The following is a 15,549-nucleotide window of genomic DNA, read 5'->3' on the forward strand; positions in this document are numbered from 1 at the left end:
AGGAGGCTAGATTATGACACCGCTGTTAGATTTTAAGACGTATCAAGGCCTAGGCGGCACGGCACCAGAGGATAAATTTGCTAAGTTGGAGCGAGATGCGGAAGACCTGATTAATCCAAGAACGAATTTTTATTACTTGTCTCATTCAATTGACACTGACACAGACAAGGAAAGGGTTCGCCTATTTAGAAAGGCCCTGACCCTGCAAATTAATTACTCTAATGATGTTGGTGCGTCTACGCCTTATGAAATGTCTGACAAAGACGTTAAGAGTGTTTCTGTTGACGGTACAACCGTAACAAAAGGCACCACACCAACTAATTTTGTCACTAACGGTGTCTATAATCTTGCTAACGACTATTTATATAGGGCTGGCTTGCTCTATCGAGGTGTTCCTTATGCTTAGACCACCTAAATTAATGTTTCAGGATTCAATCATTCTTAAACATGCTGCAGTTGATCAAGATGACCCTTACGGTGAAGGCGGTACAGTTAGCGAGACTACGATTAATAACGTTAGATTTAGCCTTAGAACCGTCTACAGTGGTTCAAACAATGACCGTGAAGTGGTAGCAAATGCCACAATTGTGGTCATGTCTACGTACTCGGAGCCGTTCTATGAATTCACGGAGCAAAATCAGGGCGACAAAATTGTTTTTAATGGCCATGAATACACGATTAAGACAATTAACCGTGACATCGAGCCTTTTACTAATCAGGTCTATCAATATAGATTGTGGGTGATCTGATGGGTGTAAAAGTTCATGCAGATTTATCAGGCTTAAACCGTAAACTAAGCGCTGAGAGCCTAAAAAGAGCACGTAAGTTAATGGCTAATGATGCACTTCAAGCAATGAATAAATATGTGCCTAGTTCATCACAGGGCAACGATGAAAGCGGCTCAACTCTTAGAGGAATGTCAAGCGTTGCTGAAGATGGCTCAAGTGTTATGTACCGCGCAATTTATGCAAGGGCGCAATTTTACGGTTTTATTACCAATAAGTACGGTGGTCCCTTTAGAATTCACAATTACACTACTCCTGGCACGTCTAGGCGGTGGGATTTACGGCTAAAAGGCCATAAAGAAGACATGAATCATGTCAAAGAAGCTTTTGTGAAAGGATTGGACCTGAAGTAATGCTAGTAAATGATTTACAAGAAGCGTTGGTCAATAACATCAATCGCCGAATTGATTCGGGCTTTTTTACCTACAATAAGGATCATGTGCTGATCAAGTATCTTGATAAAGATGATGTAGTTGGTCTAGTGCCTAATCCAGGTAGCCACATGGTCAGTATGGACATGGCTGGTGAAGAGTACTGGCAATACAATTACTCAATTACTATGCGGACTAAATCAAGAGCTGAAGCACATAATCGGTTATTTGAGTTAAGTCAGTATTTACAATTGCTGAATCAAACAAAAGATTTAATTAGTAAAAATGGCTCGTGGGTATTTGATCAAATTGAGGTACCTAACGAACCAGCAGAAATTCAAGAAGATTTACAAGGAACAGTTACGTATTCAATGGACGTGGCTGTTTTTATTTACAAACAAAGAGGAGTTTTTTAAATGGCAGAAGTACAAACTAAATTCATGCCTGGTACTAAGGCAGACAATACAGGTTTTCCAGAAAACTTTGTCAATCGTATTTTTATCGATACTAAGCCAAACGTAGATAATGCAGGCGATGTTGACTTAGACGATGTAACTAATGGCTCATGGGCTTGGGTAGCCTCAGGTATCACTAGTCAAACACCAAGTGCCAACGAAACAACCACTAATGACGCATATTACGATGGTGGCGGCTTTACTGATACCGACGTTACCGGTAAACAAATTCAAATTGCTATTTCAGGTAATCGCAAAGTTGGTGATCCAGCACAAGACTTTGTAGAAAAGTTGTTCTTTAAGTTTGGCACATCTGTTAAGACCCGTGTTATTTGGATTAAGAACAATTTACCAATTATTGCGCGTTGTACTATTTCAAACATTGTTCCTACTGGTGGTAACGCCAATGCAAAACAAACTTTCAGTTTCAACATTGACTTTAACGGTCGGCCAAAGATCTTTAATGGTCAATTAACTATGACTGCAACCAGTGTAGCAAAGATCTATAGCGCTTTTGTTGATTCTTCAAAGAAGGCGGCTAATGATGATGACCTTGTTCCAGCTGTAATTGTTGAAGAAACAACTACTACTAATACTCAAGCGGGCAATACTACCCCTCAAGGTGGTACTCCAGCCGCAAATGCTAGCGGTTCAGATAACAAGAATAAGCAAGCTTAGGAGGCACTAAATGAGTGTAATTGAATTAGATGGCTTAAAGAATTTTAATAATGTACGTGAAATTAAGCTCCCAGGTATCGAAAAGACCTGGAAAATCAAGTTTGACGATAACTACCGTGTTCAATCTAGCTTAATCGCTAGTCAAGTGGACAAGCTTTACCAAGAACAAGCATCTGACGACTATGAAGAAGAATTGCTTGATTTAGCACCAGCAGAACGCCGCAAACGTCTTACTAGTGATTTAAACAAGTTCAAGAAAGCCTGTATAGATGGCTTAAGTGCTTTGCTACAAGATGATGATGCAGGTGAAGAAATCTATAAGGCTATGGGCAATTCAACCGAAATTTGTGCGCAAATCATCGGTAAGATTAACCAAACTGCTGACAAGGTGCTTAATGTAGCTAAGGATGAAGCCGCAACTGAAAAGTACGATACAGAAAGATAGTGACTGATTATGCTAAGTCTTACTCATAGTCCTACAACACAATTCGCGTGGAATGGGAAAATTTATGATATTGACCTAGCTTTTGACACTGTTTTGCTTTATCTGCAAATGCAAGAAGACAAGGACCTTAGCCCATTTCAGAAATGGCGGCAATCCTGCAAACTGTTTTTCAACAAAAATCAGGATTTACCAGATGATCCGCAATTTTATACCAAGGCTTTTGATGTGATTTCAAAGATCATCACTGATCAACCTTATGGGCTTAAAGAGCCAGATAAAAACGATGAAAGGGGCGTAGAAGCTACTAAGCAATTCGACTATGTGAGGGATGCTGGTGCTATCTACGCCTCTTTTTTTGATCAATATGGAATAGATCTTAATAAAGAGCGTGGGAAGATGCACTGGACCACTTTTAAAGCCTTATTTGATGGCTTAGGTCCTAAGACATACTTTCAACGTATTCTTGCTATTAGACGTGAGGATCCTAGCAAGATTGAGGATCCTGCAGCTAAACAAGAACTACTTGATGCTCAAAACTATTACGCTGTTGACGGTTCTAAGACTGAAGAAGAACTAGAACGGCAAGCCCTCAACAGTAGTAGCTTATCTAGCATGTTCGATTCGTTATTAGATCAAGCAAGGAAAGGAGGTAACTAATGGCTGACGGTACAATTAAAATTGATATTGATATTCCTGTTAATAAGGTGAAGAGCGACTCACATGCGGTTAATGAAGAACTGGAACGTATCGGTAAAAATGCCGGTAAGGATATGGATAGCTCTTTTAAAAAGAATGCTGACAGTGTGAAACGTGAAGCTAAATCAACCGGTGAAAGCATTGATAAAAGTATTGGTAGGGAGCATAAAACCAAAATCAAGGTTGATAGTTCCGAGGCTAAAACTAAAATCAATGAAACTAAACGTGATTTAGATAAAATACCTAAAAAGCATGAAACCAAAGTAGATGCCGACGCTTCTCAATTCAACCGTAAAGTTGATGAAGCTAAGCACAAGACAAACGAATTACCAAAAAAACATAATACTGACATTGACGCTACCGACCATACCGGCGGCGTTTTTACTAGAATTAAAAGTCATTTTGACGGTATTAATGAGCGTGGAGAAAAGACACATAGCCTTTTTAAGACAATCTTTTCAGCAAACGTCATTTCTAACGCCGCTACAAGTGCATTCGGTGATGTTAAGGGTGCTTTAGGCGGAATGTATCAAGAGGCTAAGCAATACGCTTTAGAGCAACAAACCATGAACGCTACTTGGCTGACGCTGACCAACTCAGCTTCAAAGGGGCAAGCAATGGTTAAGCAGATCAATAACATGGCTGTTGCGGCGCAAAACAGTACTGAAATGGTCGACCAGTTATCTCAGAAGTTCTATGCGATTAACAACAACGCCAAACAAACCGGGGAGTTAACCAAGTCTATCCTTACTTTGCAGGATGCTTTTGGTCAAACTGATGCGGCTGTGGAAAACTTCGGCACGCAGTTCAGTCAAATGATGGCCAACGGTAAAGTATCAGCACAAGACATGATGTCTATTGTTAATACCTTTCCTAAATTACGGCCTATGTTGCTGGATTATGAACGGCGCATTCACCACAGCAGTCATATGACTATGCAAGAAATGAACAAGATGATGTCTGACGGGAAAATTAAGTCTCAGGACATGATTAATGTCGTTCTTGAAGCTGGTAAGAAGTTCAACAAGGCAACCGGCAACTTTACCAAGACTATTCCTGGTATGACACGTGTTGTTAAATCTCAAATGCCGGTTTTGCTTGGTGCATTTACTAAGCCACTTGCAAAAATGGAAAGTCCTGTCTACGCGGCAGTTGCTAATTGGGTAAGTAGCAAAAAGACTAACAAAGAATTTCAAGCATTAGGTAAGACGGTATCAACCGGTATGAATAATGTCATGAAGGCATTTTCTGGCGGCAAAACCGTCAATGTTACTAAAGCTCTTGATAGTGCAATTAATGGCATTAATAGAGGCTTGAAAGGTGTGTTTGGCTGGATTAGTGGGCACGCTAAGGATTTAAAGACTATTGCTTCAAGTGTTGCAAGTATTGGTGGTCAATTGGCTAAAGCGGTCTGGAAAGATTTTGCCTCAATTATCACTACTATTGGTAACATGTTCGGCATTACTGCTAAAAATGGTAAAGCTTCTGGCGGTGCTATTCATGTTTTAGCAGAAGCCTTAAATTGGTTAGCAAAGCAAAAATGGGCTATTAAGACAATTGCAGCTTCTTTGGTTACTATAGCTACCATTAAGCGATTAGACCATGTGGCTGGTGGCTTATTTAAAATTTGTGAAAAAGGTTATAAAGCTTACAGAAACATCAAAGCTCTAAGAGCTGGTCTTAAAGGTGTTCAAGACGTTAAGGACTTTAGCAAGACTGAACAAGGCTTCGTAAGAATTGGTAGTGCCGCTCGCAGTGCTGCTAAATGGGTTCGCGGTTTATTCAGCGCTTCAAAAGGTGGCGCTGGTAAACTTACTGGCTTGCTTCAATCTGCTCATAGCGCTGGCGGCTTTAAGAACTTAACTACAGCGGGCAAAATTGGCACTGGCTTAGCTGGTGCTGGTGTTGCTCTCGATGCTGGTTCACAGTTCCTGAGCGCATTTAAAGATCGTCATAATGCTGACAAAAGAAGTCAAGACATTGGTAAAGGCATTGGCGCCGGTATCGGCGGTGGAATTGGCCTTTGGTTTGGTGGTCCTGCGGGGGCAGCTATTGGTGCTCAGATCGGCAAGGTCGTTGGTGCCTGGGGTGGTAAAGCAGTTAATAGCTTTACTAAAGGCTGGCAAAGAAAAAAGCCACCAAAGAAATTCTGGTCCCTTGAGAATCTTGGTTGGTCAACACATGACATGTTCAGTAAGATTGGCAAATGGGGTTCAGACGTTGGCAAAAACCTTGGTAAGGGTATCAGCAAATCAAAATCCTTTATCAAAAAGAATGGTAAGGAACTTGCGCTAACCTTTGTTAATCCGTGGGCTGGCGTTCCTGCCCTGATAGCGAAAAACAATCCTAAAGCACGACAAGCTGTAAATAAATTTGCTAAGAACATGCAAAACGGCTTTAAGAGCTTTGGCAAGTGGATGCACAATCTACCAGGTAACATGCATAAAGGCTGGAAGCAAGGCATCGAAAAATCGCATAAGGTGATGTCAAAATTCTGGAAAGATACTGGCAAAGGCTGGAACAATTTCTGGAAAGGCGTTAATAGCAGTCGTTACGTTAAGGCATTTAAAAAAGGTAAATTTTTTCAAACTGCTATAAAGGATATGAAGTCTCGCTGGAAGTCATTCAGCAAAGACTTCAGCAAGAAATGGAACTCAACTTGGAGAAGTGCTCAAAAACAAGGCACTAATTTCAAGAAAAAGTTTGGTAAAACGTGGAATTCTACTTGGAAAAGCGCAAGGTCTAAGTGGAATAGCTTCAAAAAGTTATTTAGCAAAGCTTGGTCAAATAATTGGAAAGCCATAAACTCCAATCGTTATGTTAGAGCTTTTAAGAAAGGTAAATTCTTCAGTACAGCTCTAAAGGACATGCGTTCACGTTGGAACTCATTTAAGGGCTGGCTGGGCAAAAATTGGAACAATTTCTGGAAGTCTACTAACAAATGGGCCAAGTCTTCATGGAATGGGACAGTCAAAAACTGGAACTCCATGTGGAACTCAATTAATAAAGGCTGGAATAGCTTCAAAGGCACCATGAATAGTGCTTGGAAAAACTTCTGGGGTGGCCTTGCTTCAATAGTCAAAGGCTGGGGCAAGACTATCAAGGATGACTTTACTGGGACAATTAACAACGTCATCGGTGGCGTCAACGACGTTATTCATGCCTTAGGCGGCGGTAAAAAGACTATTGATTTCTTGCACTTCGCTTCAGGTACTGACTGGAAACACAAGTATCCTATTCCTGCTATCTTAAATGATGGCACTGACAGCCCGCAAACACACAATCGTGAATCAATCATTCATGCTAATGGTTGGTGGGAATTATTACCAGATAGAGCCAATCTCAAACGCTTTTTGCTACCTGGCGATGAGGTTGTAAATGCTAGTGATACAGCTAAGCTATTTGGTAAAGCTGTTCACTTTGCTAGTGGTTCATTACCTTACGGAATCAGCCTACCTAGCGTTAATTATTCTCAAGTTGAAGAAAAGGCACTCAAACGGCTTCAACATATCAATGAGGAGCATTTACAGCTAGCTAAGAAAGAAGCTCGCAGAAAGCAAGCTAGAGACCATAAGAAGGATAGTGAATCCAAGAAGAGCACTAAGAAACGGCCAAAGCACAAGAGTTTTACTGCTGACGTAAAAAAACGTCGGGGCACTATTCTGGTTGATACAGGCTTGCTTTATGATTCTAAAAAAGATACTGGTAAAGGCACCTACATAAACGAAAAGCTGTTCAAGCGTTTCATGTCTTACACTAAGGCTAAACCGATTAAAGTAAGCAAAAACAGCCGTATTCGTTACCATGATTTACCAACTAAACGACAAGGTAAATATTACCTAGTAGATTCAAAATGGCTCACAGGGGCTAAAAACAATACTGGTAAGCTTGAAAAACTGAATCGTGAAAGTTATCTAAAGCTTTTACAATTTACTAAAGCTGAACGTAAGTACAAGCTCCCTAAAAAGAAGCGTAAAGCTTCTTCCAGCCGTCGTAGAACGACAACTAGAAGAAGACAGTCATCAGGTTATTCGAGTAGGTCATACTCTACAAGGAGATACTCAACTAGAAGTTATTCAAGCGGCGGCTACTCACGTTCTGGTGCTTCGGTTGCGGCTAGTGTTAGTGGTCTTAAGAGCATTCAGGCTTTGTCTAAGGCATTAAAAGGACTCAAGGGCACTCACAAAGTCAAAGTAAAAGCATCAGCAAGTGGTAGCAAGTCGATTACTAAGCTGGCTAAAAGTATTAAAAAGGTAGCTGGCAAGCATAAGGTCAAATTGCAACTCACAGGTACTAAGACAGTATCTAAGCTAAGCAAGAATCTTAAAACACTTACTAGTCGTGTCAAGTCTAGTCGATCAGCTCTATCAAAGATTAGGACTAGCGCTAAACATGCTTCTAGCGGTCTTAAATCATTAGGAAGCCGTTCTAGCTCAACAGCTAAACGCATTAAGGCACTGTACCAAACTACTAAGAAGTCTAAATTTGGTTCTGCAATCGCTAAGCAAGCTGAAAAGGCCGTTAAGTCTCTCGAAGGCAAGGGCAATTTTGCCAAAGCCTTTAAGAAATTGGCTAACGAGACTAAGAAAACTCTTAGCAAGATGAAGTCTGAAACCGAAAAGACTTTCAAAACTATGTGGAATACTTTAAAAAAGGATTCTTCAAATAGTGAAGGAAAAATTGACAGTGACTTAGGTAAATTTGGCAACAGATTTAAGCATCAATGGACCAGTATTCAAAGTGGTGTTAAATCAGCATTTAGCAGATTCTGGTCTTCGATGAAGAGAACTGCTAGAGACGGATTAAATGACGTTCTTGGTGTTCTTAACCAGGCTATTGGCAAGATTGATACTGTAGTAAGTCAATTCGGCGGTTCAAAGAACACTGTTCACAAAGTGGCAAGACTAGCAACGGGTACTGGTGCTTTAGGCGGTATTAGGCGACCAATTACGGCACCTACCTTAGCAATCCTTAATGACGGTAACGACAGCCCTGAAACTGGTAATAAAGAAGCTATTTGGGACAGAAACACAGGTGATGTTGAAGTCGTTCCTGGTAGATTTACTCCTAGAATCCTTAAACCAGGTCAAGAAGTATTCAACGCAACCGAAACAGCTCTATTAGGCTATACACAGCCTCAGCATTTTGCAACAGGTACCGGTGCACTTAAAGAACTGTATCATATCGCTAAAAACAATTGGGAACACCCTCAAAAAACCGGACAAGCTCTATTTAGCTCTATAAATGGTCTTACTGGTGCAATTAATCAGTTAGCCCAAGGAGCTAAAAAGAAGGGCGAAAATCAAGGCGTTAAATGGTGGTCACAACTGTGGAAAATGGTTGATGACAAGGTCAATGATGGCGCTGGAGATGTATCTGGATTACTTAAAGAAGCTATTAAGGTATCCAAGGGCAAGCCATATGTTTGGGGTGCTAAAGGACCTGACGCTTTTGACTGTTCAGGCTTGGTTGAATATACCGCTAGAAAACTTGGCATTAATTTATCCGCTCCTTCTGGCACTGAATATAGTCAAGTTGAACATATTCCTCGTTCAGAAGCGCGCATGAATGACTTGGTTTTTTACGGTTCTGGCGGTGGTGAACACGTAGGTATTGTTAGAGATAAAAATACTTATTGGTCAGCTCACTCACCGACATCACACCCTAATATTGGCTATGACAGCATCGATGCTGCACCTGCACATCCAATTCTTTTCGGCCGTATTCGTGGTTATCATTCTAAGAACGATAAATCTGGTGACGTTAAGGCAAATACTAAGTTGCAAAAGCAGATTAAAGACCAAGTAGGTTCAGGGTTCTGGAAAACCATCCAGAAGATTGCTGACAAGTACGGCGATAATGGTATGGCAGCAGCATTTAAATTAGGCGGTTCAGTTGGAGCAAGAGCTAAAGCACTTGCAAAAGCAATTAAACAAGCCGTTCCAGGTGCTACTCGTAATGGACTTGCTGGGATTATCGGCTCATGGGAATTTGAATCTGGCGGTTTAAATCCAGCCGCAGTGAATCCTAATGGTGGAGCTAGTGGGCTAGGGCAGTGGTTAGGCTCACGTTTAACTAATCTAAAGGCTTACGCTAGACGACACCATAAATCATGGACCGATCCAGCTACGCAAATTAATTTTGCAGTTAACGGTGATGGCTCAGACAGTGCAACTTTTAAGAGAATTGCTAGAGGCCATGGTTCACCAGGCGAATTAGCCAACGAATTTTCACAAGAATGGGAACGTGGTGGCTATGATGCTCAACACGTAGCCGCAGCTAAGCAAATCGTCGGCTGGTTAAAAGGCTATGCACGTGGTGGAATTGTATCTAAGCCTGAACTTGCTATGGTAGGTGAAGGTAATGGACCAGAATCGATCATTCCATGGGATCCAGCACAAAGAAGCCGCGCTTTGGCTCTGATGCAGACAACTCTTGATAATTTCAAAGCTCAGGATGGCAATGCGCAGAAATATCAAAATCAAGCTCAACAGGTTGTTGACTTAACCAAAACAAACGCTGAAATTCAAGCCATTAACGACAAGTTTGATGAAGCACTTGCGGCTTTAGGCATTCTTACGTCACAAGATGAAGTGATTCAAGTTAACAGCTATCTTGATAAGACTAAGATTACTGAGGCTATTTATCATGTCATGAAGCGGATGAATATTAGATCTAATAGAAATTCGAGGTACAACATAAGTGGGCATTAATGATAATAGTGAGATTATTTTTCACAACCGAAGCTCAACTGACTTCGGTATTAAAGTTTTATTTCCTTTCAATCCATTGGCACCAGCGCCTAAAAAGCAAATGATGTCAATTCCAGGGCGTTCAGGTGACTGGGCTACTAACGACAGTACTTATAATTCGTCAGAAACGCCCGTAAATGTGGTCATTCATTTACCTAGAAGATACGAGGACTGGGAGCAACTGAAAAATGACATCGAAAATTGGCTATATGGTGATGAAGACTGGCTGAGATTTAGCAGAAATTCTGATTACTTATATAGAGCTCAGATAGTTACTGCACCAACGTTTACGCCAGTGAATTTTGAAAGAACAAATGCAACGTTTACCTTTCATTTTCAACCATATAAATATGACGTTGATTCCATTCATTGGCAGGATTTTCCCAGAAACGGTACTGTATACAATCGTGAGAATATTGACGTAAAGCCTGACTGGCATATCAATGGCAAGGGCAATTTTATGCTCAAGGTTAACGATGTACCGTATGAGTTTAATAACATTGATGGTGACATTTATTTAAAAGGCGACGAGGGAAATGCATATACCAACGATCCCACCGCCGCTTATTTGATCGATGGATTATTAAACGATCACATTCGATTAGCTAATAATACTGCTCCTGTTTTGTATGCAGATGGTGATGGTAGCAATTCAATTTCAATTGAACCTATGGATGCTAATTCGACTTTGAACAAAGCTGAATTTATTCCTAGATGGAGGCGATTAATTTAATGGCTGATACGGCAACAACCGAAGACACTGGTTATGCTATTGGATTAGATGCTGAACAATCGCCTTATCAAGATGTCATGCAATGTCCGATACTGATGGCTAACGCTGTAGATGATGCTAGTACACAAGGCGAGGCAGCACTATTTGATTATAGTGAGTGCAAAACTACTTGGAATGCTAATCAAATTCCTACATTACAGTTAACGTATCCAGAAGATGGTAAATTCATTAAGTTAATTCAGGTTGAAAAGGTTATAGTTGGTGATATTAACAGAATTTTGACTCACCAAAAATTTAGAATCAATGAAGTGCTTAGAAGCGATCAAAATATCGTAGTGAATGCTACGCATATTGTTGGTGAGTATTTGGTTAATAATCCTATTAAGGGATCAGAGCCAATTACAGGGGCTAATGTGACTGCTTCATGGTGCATTGGTGAAATACTAGGGCACCTAGCTAAACCAGTTCCAGAACTTAACTATGACAGTAATGTAACTAAGGTAGCAAATGCTAACATCGATATTTCTAGTACAAATGCTTTAAACGCATTACTTGACGCTGATCAAATGGGTGATAAGCCAGGTAATTCAGTCCTCGCACAATATGGCGGGGACTTTTATTTTGACAATACCACCATCTATCATCGTGAAAATGCAGGCAAAGATAGGAATATTACCGTTAGATACGGTGAGAATATTCAGACATATTCTCAAGAAAAGACCATCAACGATATGTATGTTGGTATCTATGCTTTTGCTACATATAATCCAGGTCCTGCTCTTGCAACACTGAACAATGTTGATTGGAACGGTGTAGCTGACCTAACTGACTGGAATAGTGTTGCTACGGTTACTTATAACGCTAGAGGTGCTGTAGACATTTACAATGCACCTGTTAAAGGTGCTCAAGTGATTGGACAGCTAACAACTGGTACGCAGATTCAGCTTGGTAAACCTATTAATGATGGTCAAACCGTTTCTAGTTCGATTAAGGCTGGTGTTCAGCTTCAAGTTAATACTATGAATGGCGATCAATGGTATCCTTTAGCTTCTGGTGGTTGGATTGATGGTAGTTTTGTTAATTTTGATAAGACTGGTGACTATGTTGTTAATAATGTAGTTGGTCATATTCATACTGCAATTGATTCAGCAGGAAATCTGGTTAGATACCCTGTTAATGGAACTGGTACGGTTTCATATACTGAGGGATATAAGAATATTCATGTTTATTACTCGCCTGATCAAGGCTCACAGCACTTCAGAGTTAAAGACAAGCACGGTAATGAAATTAAGATTCACAATGGCACCAAGCTTAAGTATGACTATGTAACAACTGATGAAAATGGTAAGACCTGGTATAGAATCGGACCTCACCAATGGGTTTATGGCGATCACCTGTCTACAAATAAAAACGGTGATGTTCAAGCCTACTCTTCACGGGGCTATGGTTTGGTTAAGAGTGGTGCAAAGAAATACGCTCTTAACAAGAAAACGGGCACGATGGAGGTGCAATATCATCACTTAAGCCTTACTGCTGCTAGAAAACAGCATAAGAAGAAATACATTTACAAGGGTAAGGGCAAAAAGAAACGTCCTGTCCGTAATCCAAATTATCAACGAGGTAAGGCAATTACCCAAAAGCACAAGTACTATAACCTTAATTATGGTCAGGTACGTGTTGGCGGCGTTCTTTATTACAAATTAAGTAATGGATCTTATGTAAAAGCTTCAGATATTGACAAGAAAGCAAGCAAAACTACTGTTCCTGAATCGCCTAGCAAAATTATCAGCAATATTAGCAAAAACCGCGGAAAGATCGAAATGTATTCAACCCCTTCAAAGGGTAGTGCGGCTAACTGGTCAATTCCTGCTAATATTGAGTTTGACATTTCTAAGAGTGCGCAGGGTGCAGACGGTAAAACATGGTATCAAGTTACCTATAAGGGTGTTACCGGTTGGATTCCAGCTGAGTACTGTAGTTCAAGCGGTAATAATGATTTAGAGCCACAAGTTCCAGATTCGAGTGCTAACTCGTACGATGAAAGCTCTGATGAAACTATAGCATCGCCTCAAGATCAAACGGTACGTGTTGAATTAACCGATGATTTAGATAACGTGGTTAATGGTGTAATTTATCCAACAGGATTTAATAATTCACCTGAAAACGCACATATTATGAAGCTTGATCTATCTAACTGTATTAAACATGATGACCAAGACTTATCTGGGTTGCAAGACGATGGCACTTATAGAGCCACTGCTACTGATATTCAGCAATTGTATCAAGCGGCCGTTGGCTCACTAAAAGAATATCAAATTGGCGTTATTCCTATTAGTATGACTGTCAGCTATGCTGATTTAGATGGTAACAAAGCCGACTTACTAGCTCTTAATATGTACGATACGGTAAATGTTGATTTTGCCCGTTTTGACAAGATTGAAAAAGGCAAGGTCAGTGGTACCGTTTGGCAGATGAAAGGGCAGGATTCATGTTATGAGTCAGTTACAATTGGTGATCCGCCTAAGTCTTATGAACACTTATTGCTTGAACAAGCCGATAAAAATGCGGCTAGTCAGGTAGCAAGTGCTACTGGTCATACACAAGGATTGCTAAGCAGGTATAAGAATATGCTTGCTCAAGAAGGCTCCAATCGTATGGCGGCTGAGCGCAAACTTATGGATGATCTAGGGCTGGTGCAGCATCAGGTTGATCAAAATGGACGAGACATAAAGACCAACCTGGTAAGCATAAAGACTTTTGAAAATCAGATGAATGAGATTCAAAACTTTGCGGATGACATTACCAATTGGGTAAAAAATCCAGGCTCTGGAGTTATTCAAGCTAACCCAAATTGGCAAGAACCTGTTTCTTTATCTGCAAGAACTGGCAGTGGCGGACATATGTGGTTTTCTGGCAATGGCCTTATTTTTACTGATCCTGATGGTACAACCTTACGAGGTGGCTTGGATTCAGAAGGGCGCATGTATGCTGATGCAATTAAAGCCGGAACTATTGAAGCCGTCAATATAAAATCTTGTCTAGTGGAAAGCGCTCTTCAAATTGGTACTGAAGGTGGCTCGATGAATATTTACATTGGCACTAGAAACCCACGCAGTATTCTAAATCCACTAAATGGCGGTAATGTTATCTGGGCTATGTCCGATAGTTACCAGTCTATGATGTCATCAGGTCAAATTGCTTTAACCAATGGTAATCTTTACACGAGATTACACCCGTCCGAAATCACAGTTAGTGATGATAAAAACCAGGTCCTTACGCAAAGAAATTTTGCAGGACATGCCTACTATAGAATTAAGTCATGGGTTCGTGCTTGGATTGCGGATTGGATTACTATTAAAGGAACTAAGCACTGGATTTGGAAAGGCTCAGACAAGGGCGTAAATAGAGGTAAATTGCGTAATCTTGCAGGGCAAGGACAAACAGACTATTCGTATTCACCAGGCAATGATGATGACTATGGTTCAGAAGAGGCTGGTTCTTTAGATGGCGTTGATTTGGGTAGTTTAACGTTTGAGTCAGATCTTCAGGAAATGAATCAACAGTGGCAGAACACCTTTAACAACTTCCAAAATAGTTATCAAATTACTGTACCAACACCAAGCATTGATCTTGGTGGAGGAGTAACTATTAATCCAAGTGATTTGGACAGGACTAGTTCGACAGAAGGCATGCTCAATTATCATCAAGCTGTAAGAGTTGGACTAAGCAATGATGTGCATGGAAATTATCACGAAGCCCTCGGAACCATGATGGGCGGTAATGATGGTCATATGTATGTTATGAAAATTTACACAAAAACTGGCAAAAAGCACTGGTATAGAGCTGATTAAGGAGGACTATATGAATCAAGATAAAGATTTTGAATATACTCTTGCTGGCAATTTAGGCAATATGATTGGTCAGCAAGCTTTACAAATTGCACATTTGCAGATTGCGTTAAAGCGAAAAGATGAAGAACTAGCACAAAAAGATAACCTGATTGCTGAATTAAAGCATCAAGTTGAATCATTGCAAAAGAGAGGTGGTGTAAATGGCGAACGACAAGCTGGTACTAAACATCAGCAAAATTAATATTTCACCCGATTCAACCAGGCTTAAGTATAGTCAGGATGAACGAGGAAAACAGGTTGATATAACTGTAATTGATAACGATGGTGTTACCGCTTATAACTTGACTGGTAAAAAAATCGTTTTTTCAGAAATTAAAGATGGTGGGAAAATTATCATTGATGATGAATCAACCCATTTCATTAGATCAGCTGACAACGATAAGATTGGAAAATTCACTTATATTTTCCCTGATCAAACTTATCAGCAATCAGGTGGAGCACGATTTGAATTTACAACCGATATAGAGCATGTTGATACAACAATTAACTTTGATATTTCGATTGTAAATTCTGCTCAACTTAAGCCTGACAATACTTCGTATGTAAGCTCTTTGATTGCATTAGAAGCCCACTATAGGGCAACCATTGCCAATACTGAAACTCAAACGCAAAACCTAATTAATAGCCTGACTGACAAGATCAATCAGGCTATTTCTAATGGACAAAACGATATTGCAAATGAGTTAAGTGATGCAAGAACTAAGCTTCAAGCTATCCAAGACC

Annotated in this window: 12 protein-coding genes; all 12 read left to right on the plus strand. The window is 40.3% G+C overall.

Features of this window, described 5'->3' with window-relative positions:
- Nucleotides 1-13: 13 nt before the first annotated feature.
- Nucleotides 14-406, plus strand: coding sequence for a hypothetical protein (locus tag Q0Y84_RS08470; RefSeq protein WP_297952671.1), 393 nt, complete (start codon nucleotides 14-16; stop codon nucleotides 404-406).
- Nucleotides 399-749, plus strand: coding sequence for a putative minor capsid protein (locus tag Q0Y84_RS08475; RefSeq protein ID WP_297952673.1), 351 nt, complete (start codon nucleotides 399-401; stop codon nucleotides 747-749). The genes Q0Y84_RS08470 and Q0Y84_RS08475 overlap by 8 nt, the downstream gene beginning before the upstream one ends.
- Nucleotides 749-1,138: a minor capsid protein gene (locus Q0Y84_RS08480; protein WP_297952675.1), complete on the plus strand. Its 390-nt coding sequence runs from the start codon at nucleotides 749-751 to the stop codon at nucleotides 1,136-1,138. Before Q0Y84_RS08475 ends, Q0Y84_RS08480 begins: the two co-directional genes overlap by 1 nt.
- Nucleotides 1,138-1,572 (plus strand): hypothetical protein, encoded by a 435-nt coding sequence (locus Q0Y84_RS08485; RefSeq protein ID WP_020993116.1) that lies wholly within the window; start codon nucleotides 1,138-1,140, stop codon nucleotides 1,570-1,572. The genes Q0Y84_RS08480 and Q0Y84_RS08485 overlap by 1 nt, the downstream gene beginning before the upstream one ends.
- Nucleotides 1,573-2,289, plus strand: a complete 717-nt coding sequence (locus Q0Y84_RS08490) for a phage capsid protein (protein WP_297952678.1) — start codon at nucleotides 1,573-1,575, stop codon at nucleotides 2,287-2,289. It abuts the gene before it with no gap.
- A gap of 10 nt (nucleotides 2,290-2,299) precedes the next feature.
- Complete coding sequence (locus Q0Y84_RS08495) at nucleotides 2,300-2,734, plus strand: hypothetical protein (protein ID WP_297952680.1); 435 nt, start codon at nucleotides 2,300-2,302, stop codon at nucleotides 2,732-2,734.
- Between the two features lie 9 nt (nucleotides 2,735-2,743).
- Nucleotides 2,744-3,391 carry a Gp15 family bacteriophage protein gene (locus Q0Y84_RS08500; protein ID WP_297952682.1) on the plus strand — a complete coding sequence of 216 codons (648 nt, stop codon included), beginning with the start codon at nucleotides 2,744-2,746 and terminating at the stop codon, nucleotides 3,389-3,391.
- Nucleotides 3,391-10,143 carry a phage tail tip lysozyme gene (locus Q0Y84_RS08505; protein ID WP_297952684.1) on the plus strand — a complete coding sequence of 2,251 codons (6,753 nt, stop codon included), beginning with the start codon at nucleotides 3,391-3,393 and terminating at the stop codon, nucleotides 10,141-10,143. The genes Q0Y84_RS08500 and Q0Y84_RS08505 overlap by 1 nt, the downstream gene beginning before the upstream one ends.
- A complete protein-coding gene (locus Q0Y84_RS08510; protein WP_297952686.1) occupies nucleotides 10,133-10,915 on the plus strand; it encodes a distal tail protein Dit in 783 nt (260 codons plus the stop codon). Before Q0Y84_RS08505 ends, Q0Y84_RS08510 begins: the two co-directional genes overlap by 11 nt.
- Nucleotides 10,915-14,766: an endopeptidase gene (locus tag Q0Y84_RS08515; protein WP_297952688.1), complete on the plus strand. Its 3,852-nt coding sequence runs from the start codon at nucleotides 10,915-10,917 to the stop codon at nucleotides 14,764-14,766. The genes Q0Y84_RS08510 and Q0Y84_RS08515 overlap by 1 nt, the downstream gene beginning before the upstream one ends.
- 10 nt (nucleotides 14,767-14,776) lie before the next feature.
- Nucleotides 14,777-15,007 carry a hypothetical protein gene (locus Q0Y84_RS08520; RefSeq protein WP_297952690.1) on the plus strand — a complete coding sequence of 77 codons (231 nt, stop codon included), beginning with the start codon at nucleotides 14,777-14,779 and terminating at the stop codon, nucleotides 15,005-15,007.
- A partial coding sequence (locus Q0Y84_RS08525) for a BppU family phage baseplate upper protein (RefSeq protein ID WP_297952692.1) occupies nucleotides 14,967-15,549 on the plus strand: 583 nt, incomplete at its 3' end. The genes Q0Y84_RS08520 and Q0Y84_RS08525, both read left to right, overlap by 41 nt.

The organism is uncultured Lactobacillus sp., from assembly GCF_947367125.1.
Classification (GTDB): Bacteria; Bacillota; Bacilli; order Lactobacillales; family Lactobacillaceae; genus Lactobacillus.

Excerpts from the sequence above, each read along its gene's own strand:
- Q0Y84_RS08470 (WP_297952671.1), top strand. The coding sequence starts at position 14 with ATGACACCGCTGTTAGATTTTAAGACGTATCAAGGCCTAGGCGGCACG.
- Q0Y84_RS08485 (WP_020993116.1), top strand. The coding sequence starts at position 1,138 with ATGCTAGTAAATGATTTACAAGAAGCGTTGGTCAATAACATCAATCGC.
- Q0Y84_RS08495 (WP_297952680.1), top strand. The coding sequence starts at position 2,300 with ATGAGTGTAATTGAATTAGATGGCTTAAAGAATTTTAATAATGTACGT.
- Q0Y84_RS08475 (WP_297952673.1), top strand. The coding sequence starts at position 399 with ATGCTTAGACCACCTAAATTAATGTTTCAGGATTCAATCATTCTTAAA.
- Q0Y84_RS08505 (WP_297952684.1), top strand. The coding sequence starts at position 3,391 with ATGGCTGACGGTACAATTAAAATTGATATTGATATTCCTGTTAATAAG.
- Q0Y84_RS08515 (WP_297952688.1), top strand. The coding sequence starts at position 10,915 with ATGGCTGATACGGCAACAACCGAAGACACTGGTTATGCTATTGGATTA.
- Q0Y84_RS08480 (WP_297952675.1), top strand. The coding sequence starts at position 749 with ATGGGTGTAAAAGTTCATGCAGATTTATCAGGCTTAAACCGTAAACTA.
- Q0Y84_RS08500 (WP_297952682.1), top strand. The coding sequence starts at position 2,744 with ATGCTAAGTCTTACTCATAGTCCTACAACACAATTCGCGTGGAATGGG.
- Q0Y84_RS08490 (WP_297952678.1), top strand. The coding sequence starts at position 1,573 with ATGGCAGAAGTACAAACTAAATTCATGCCTGGTACTAAGGCAGACAAT.
- Q0Y84_RS08520 (WP_297952690.1), top strand. The coding sequence starts at position 14,777 with ATGAATCAAGATAAAGATTTTGAATATACTCTTGCTGGCAATTTAGGC.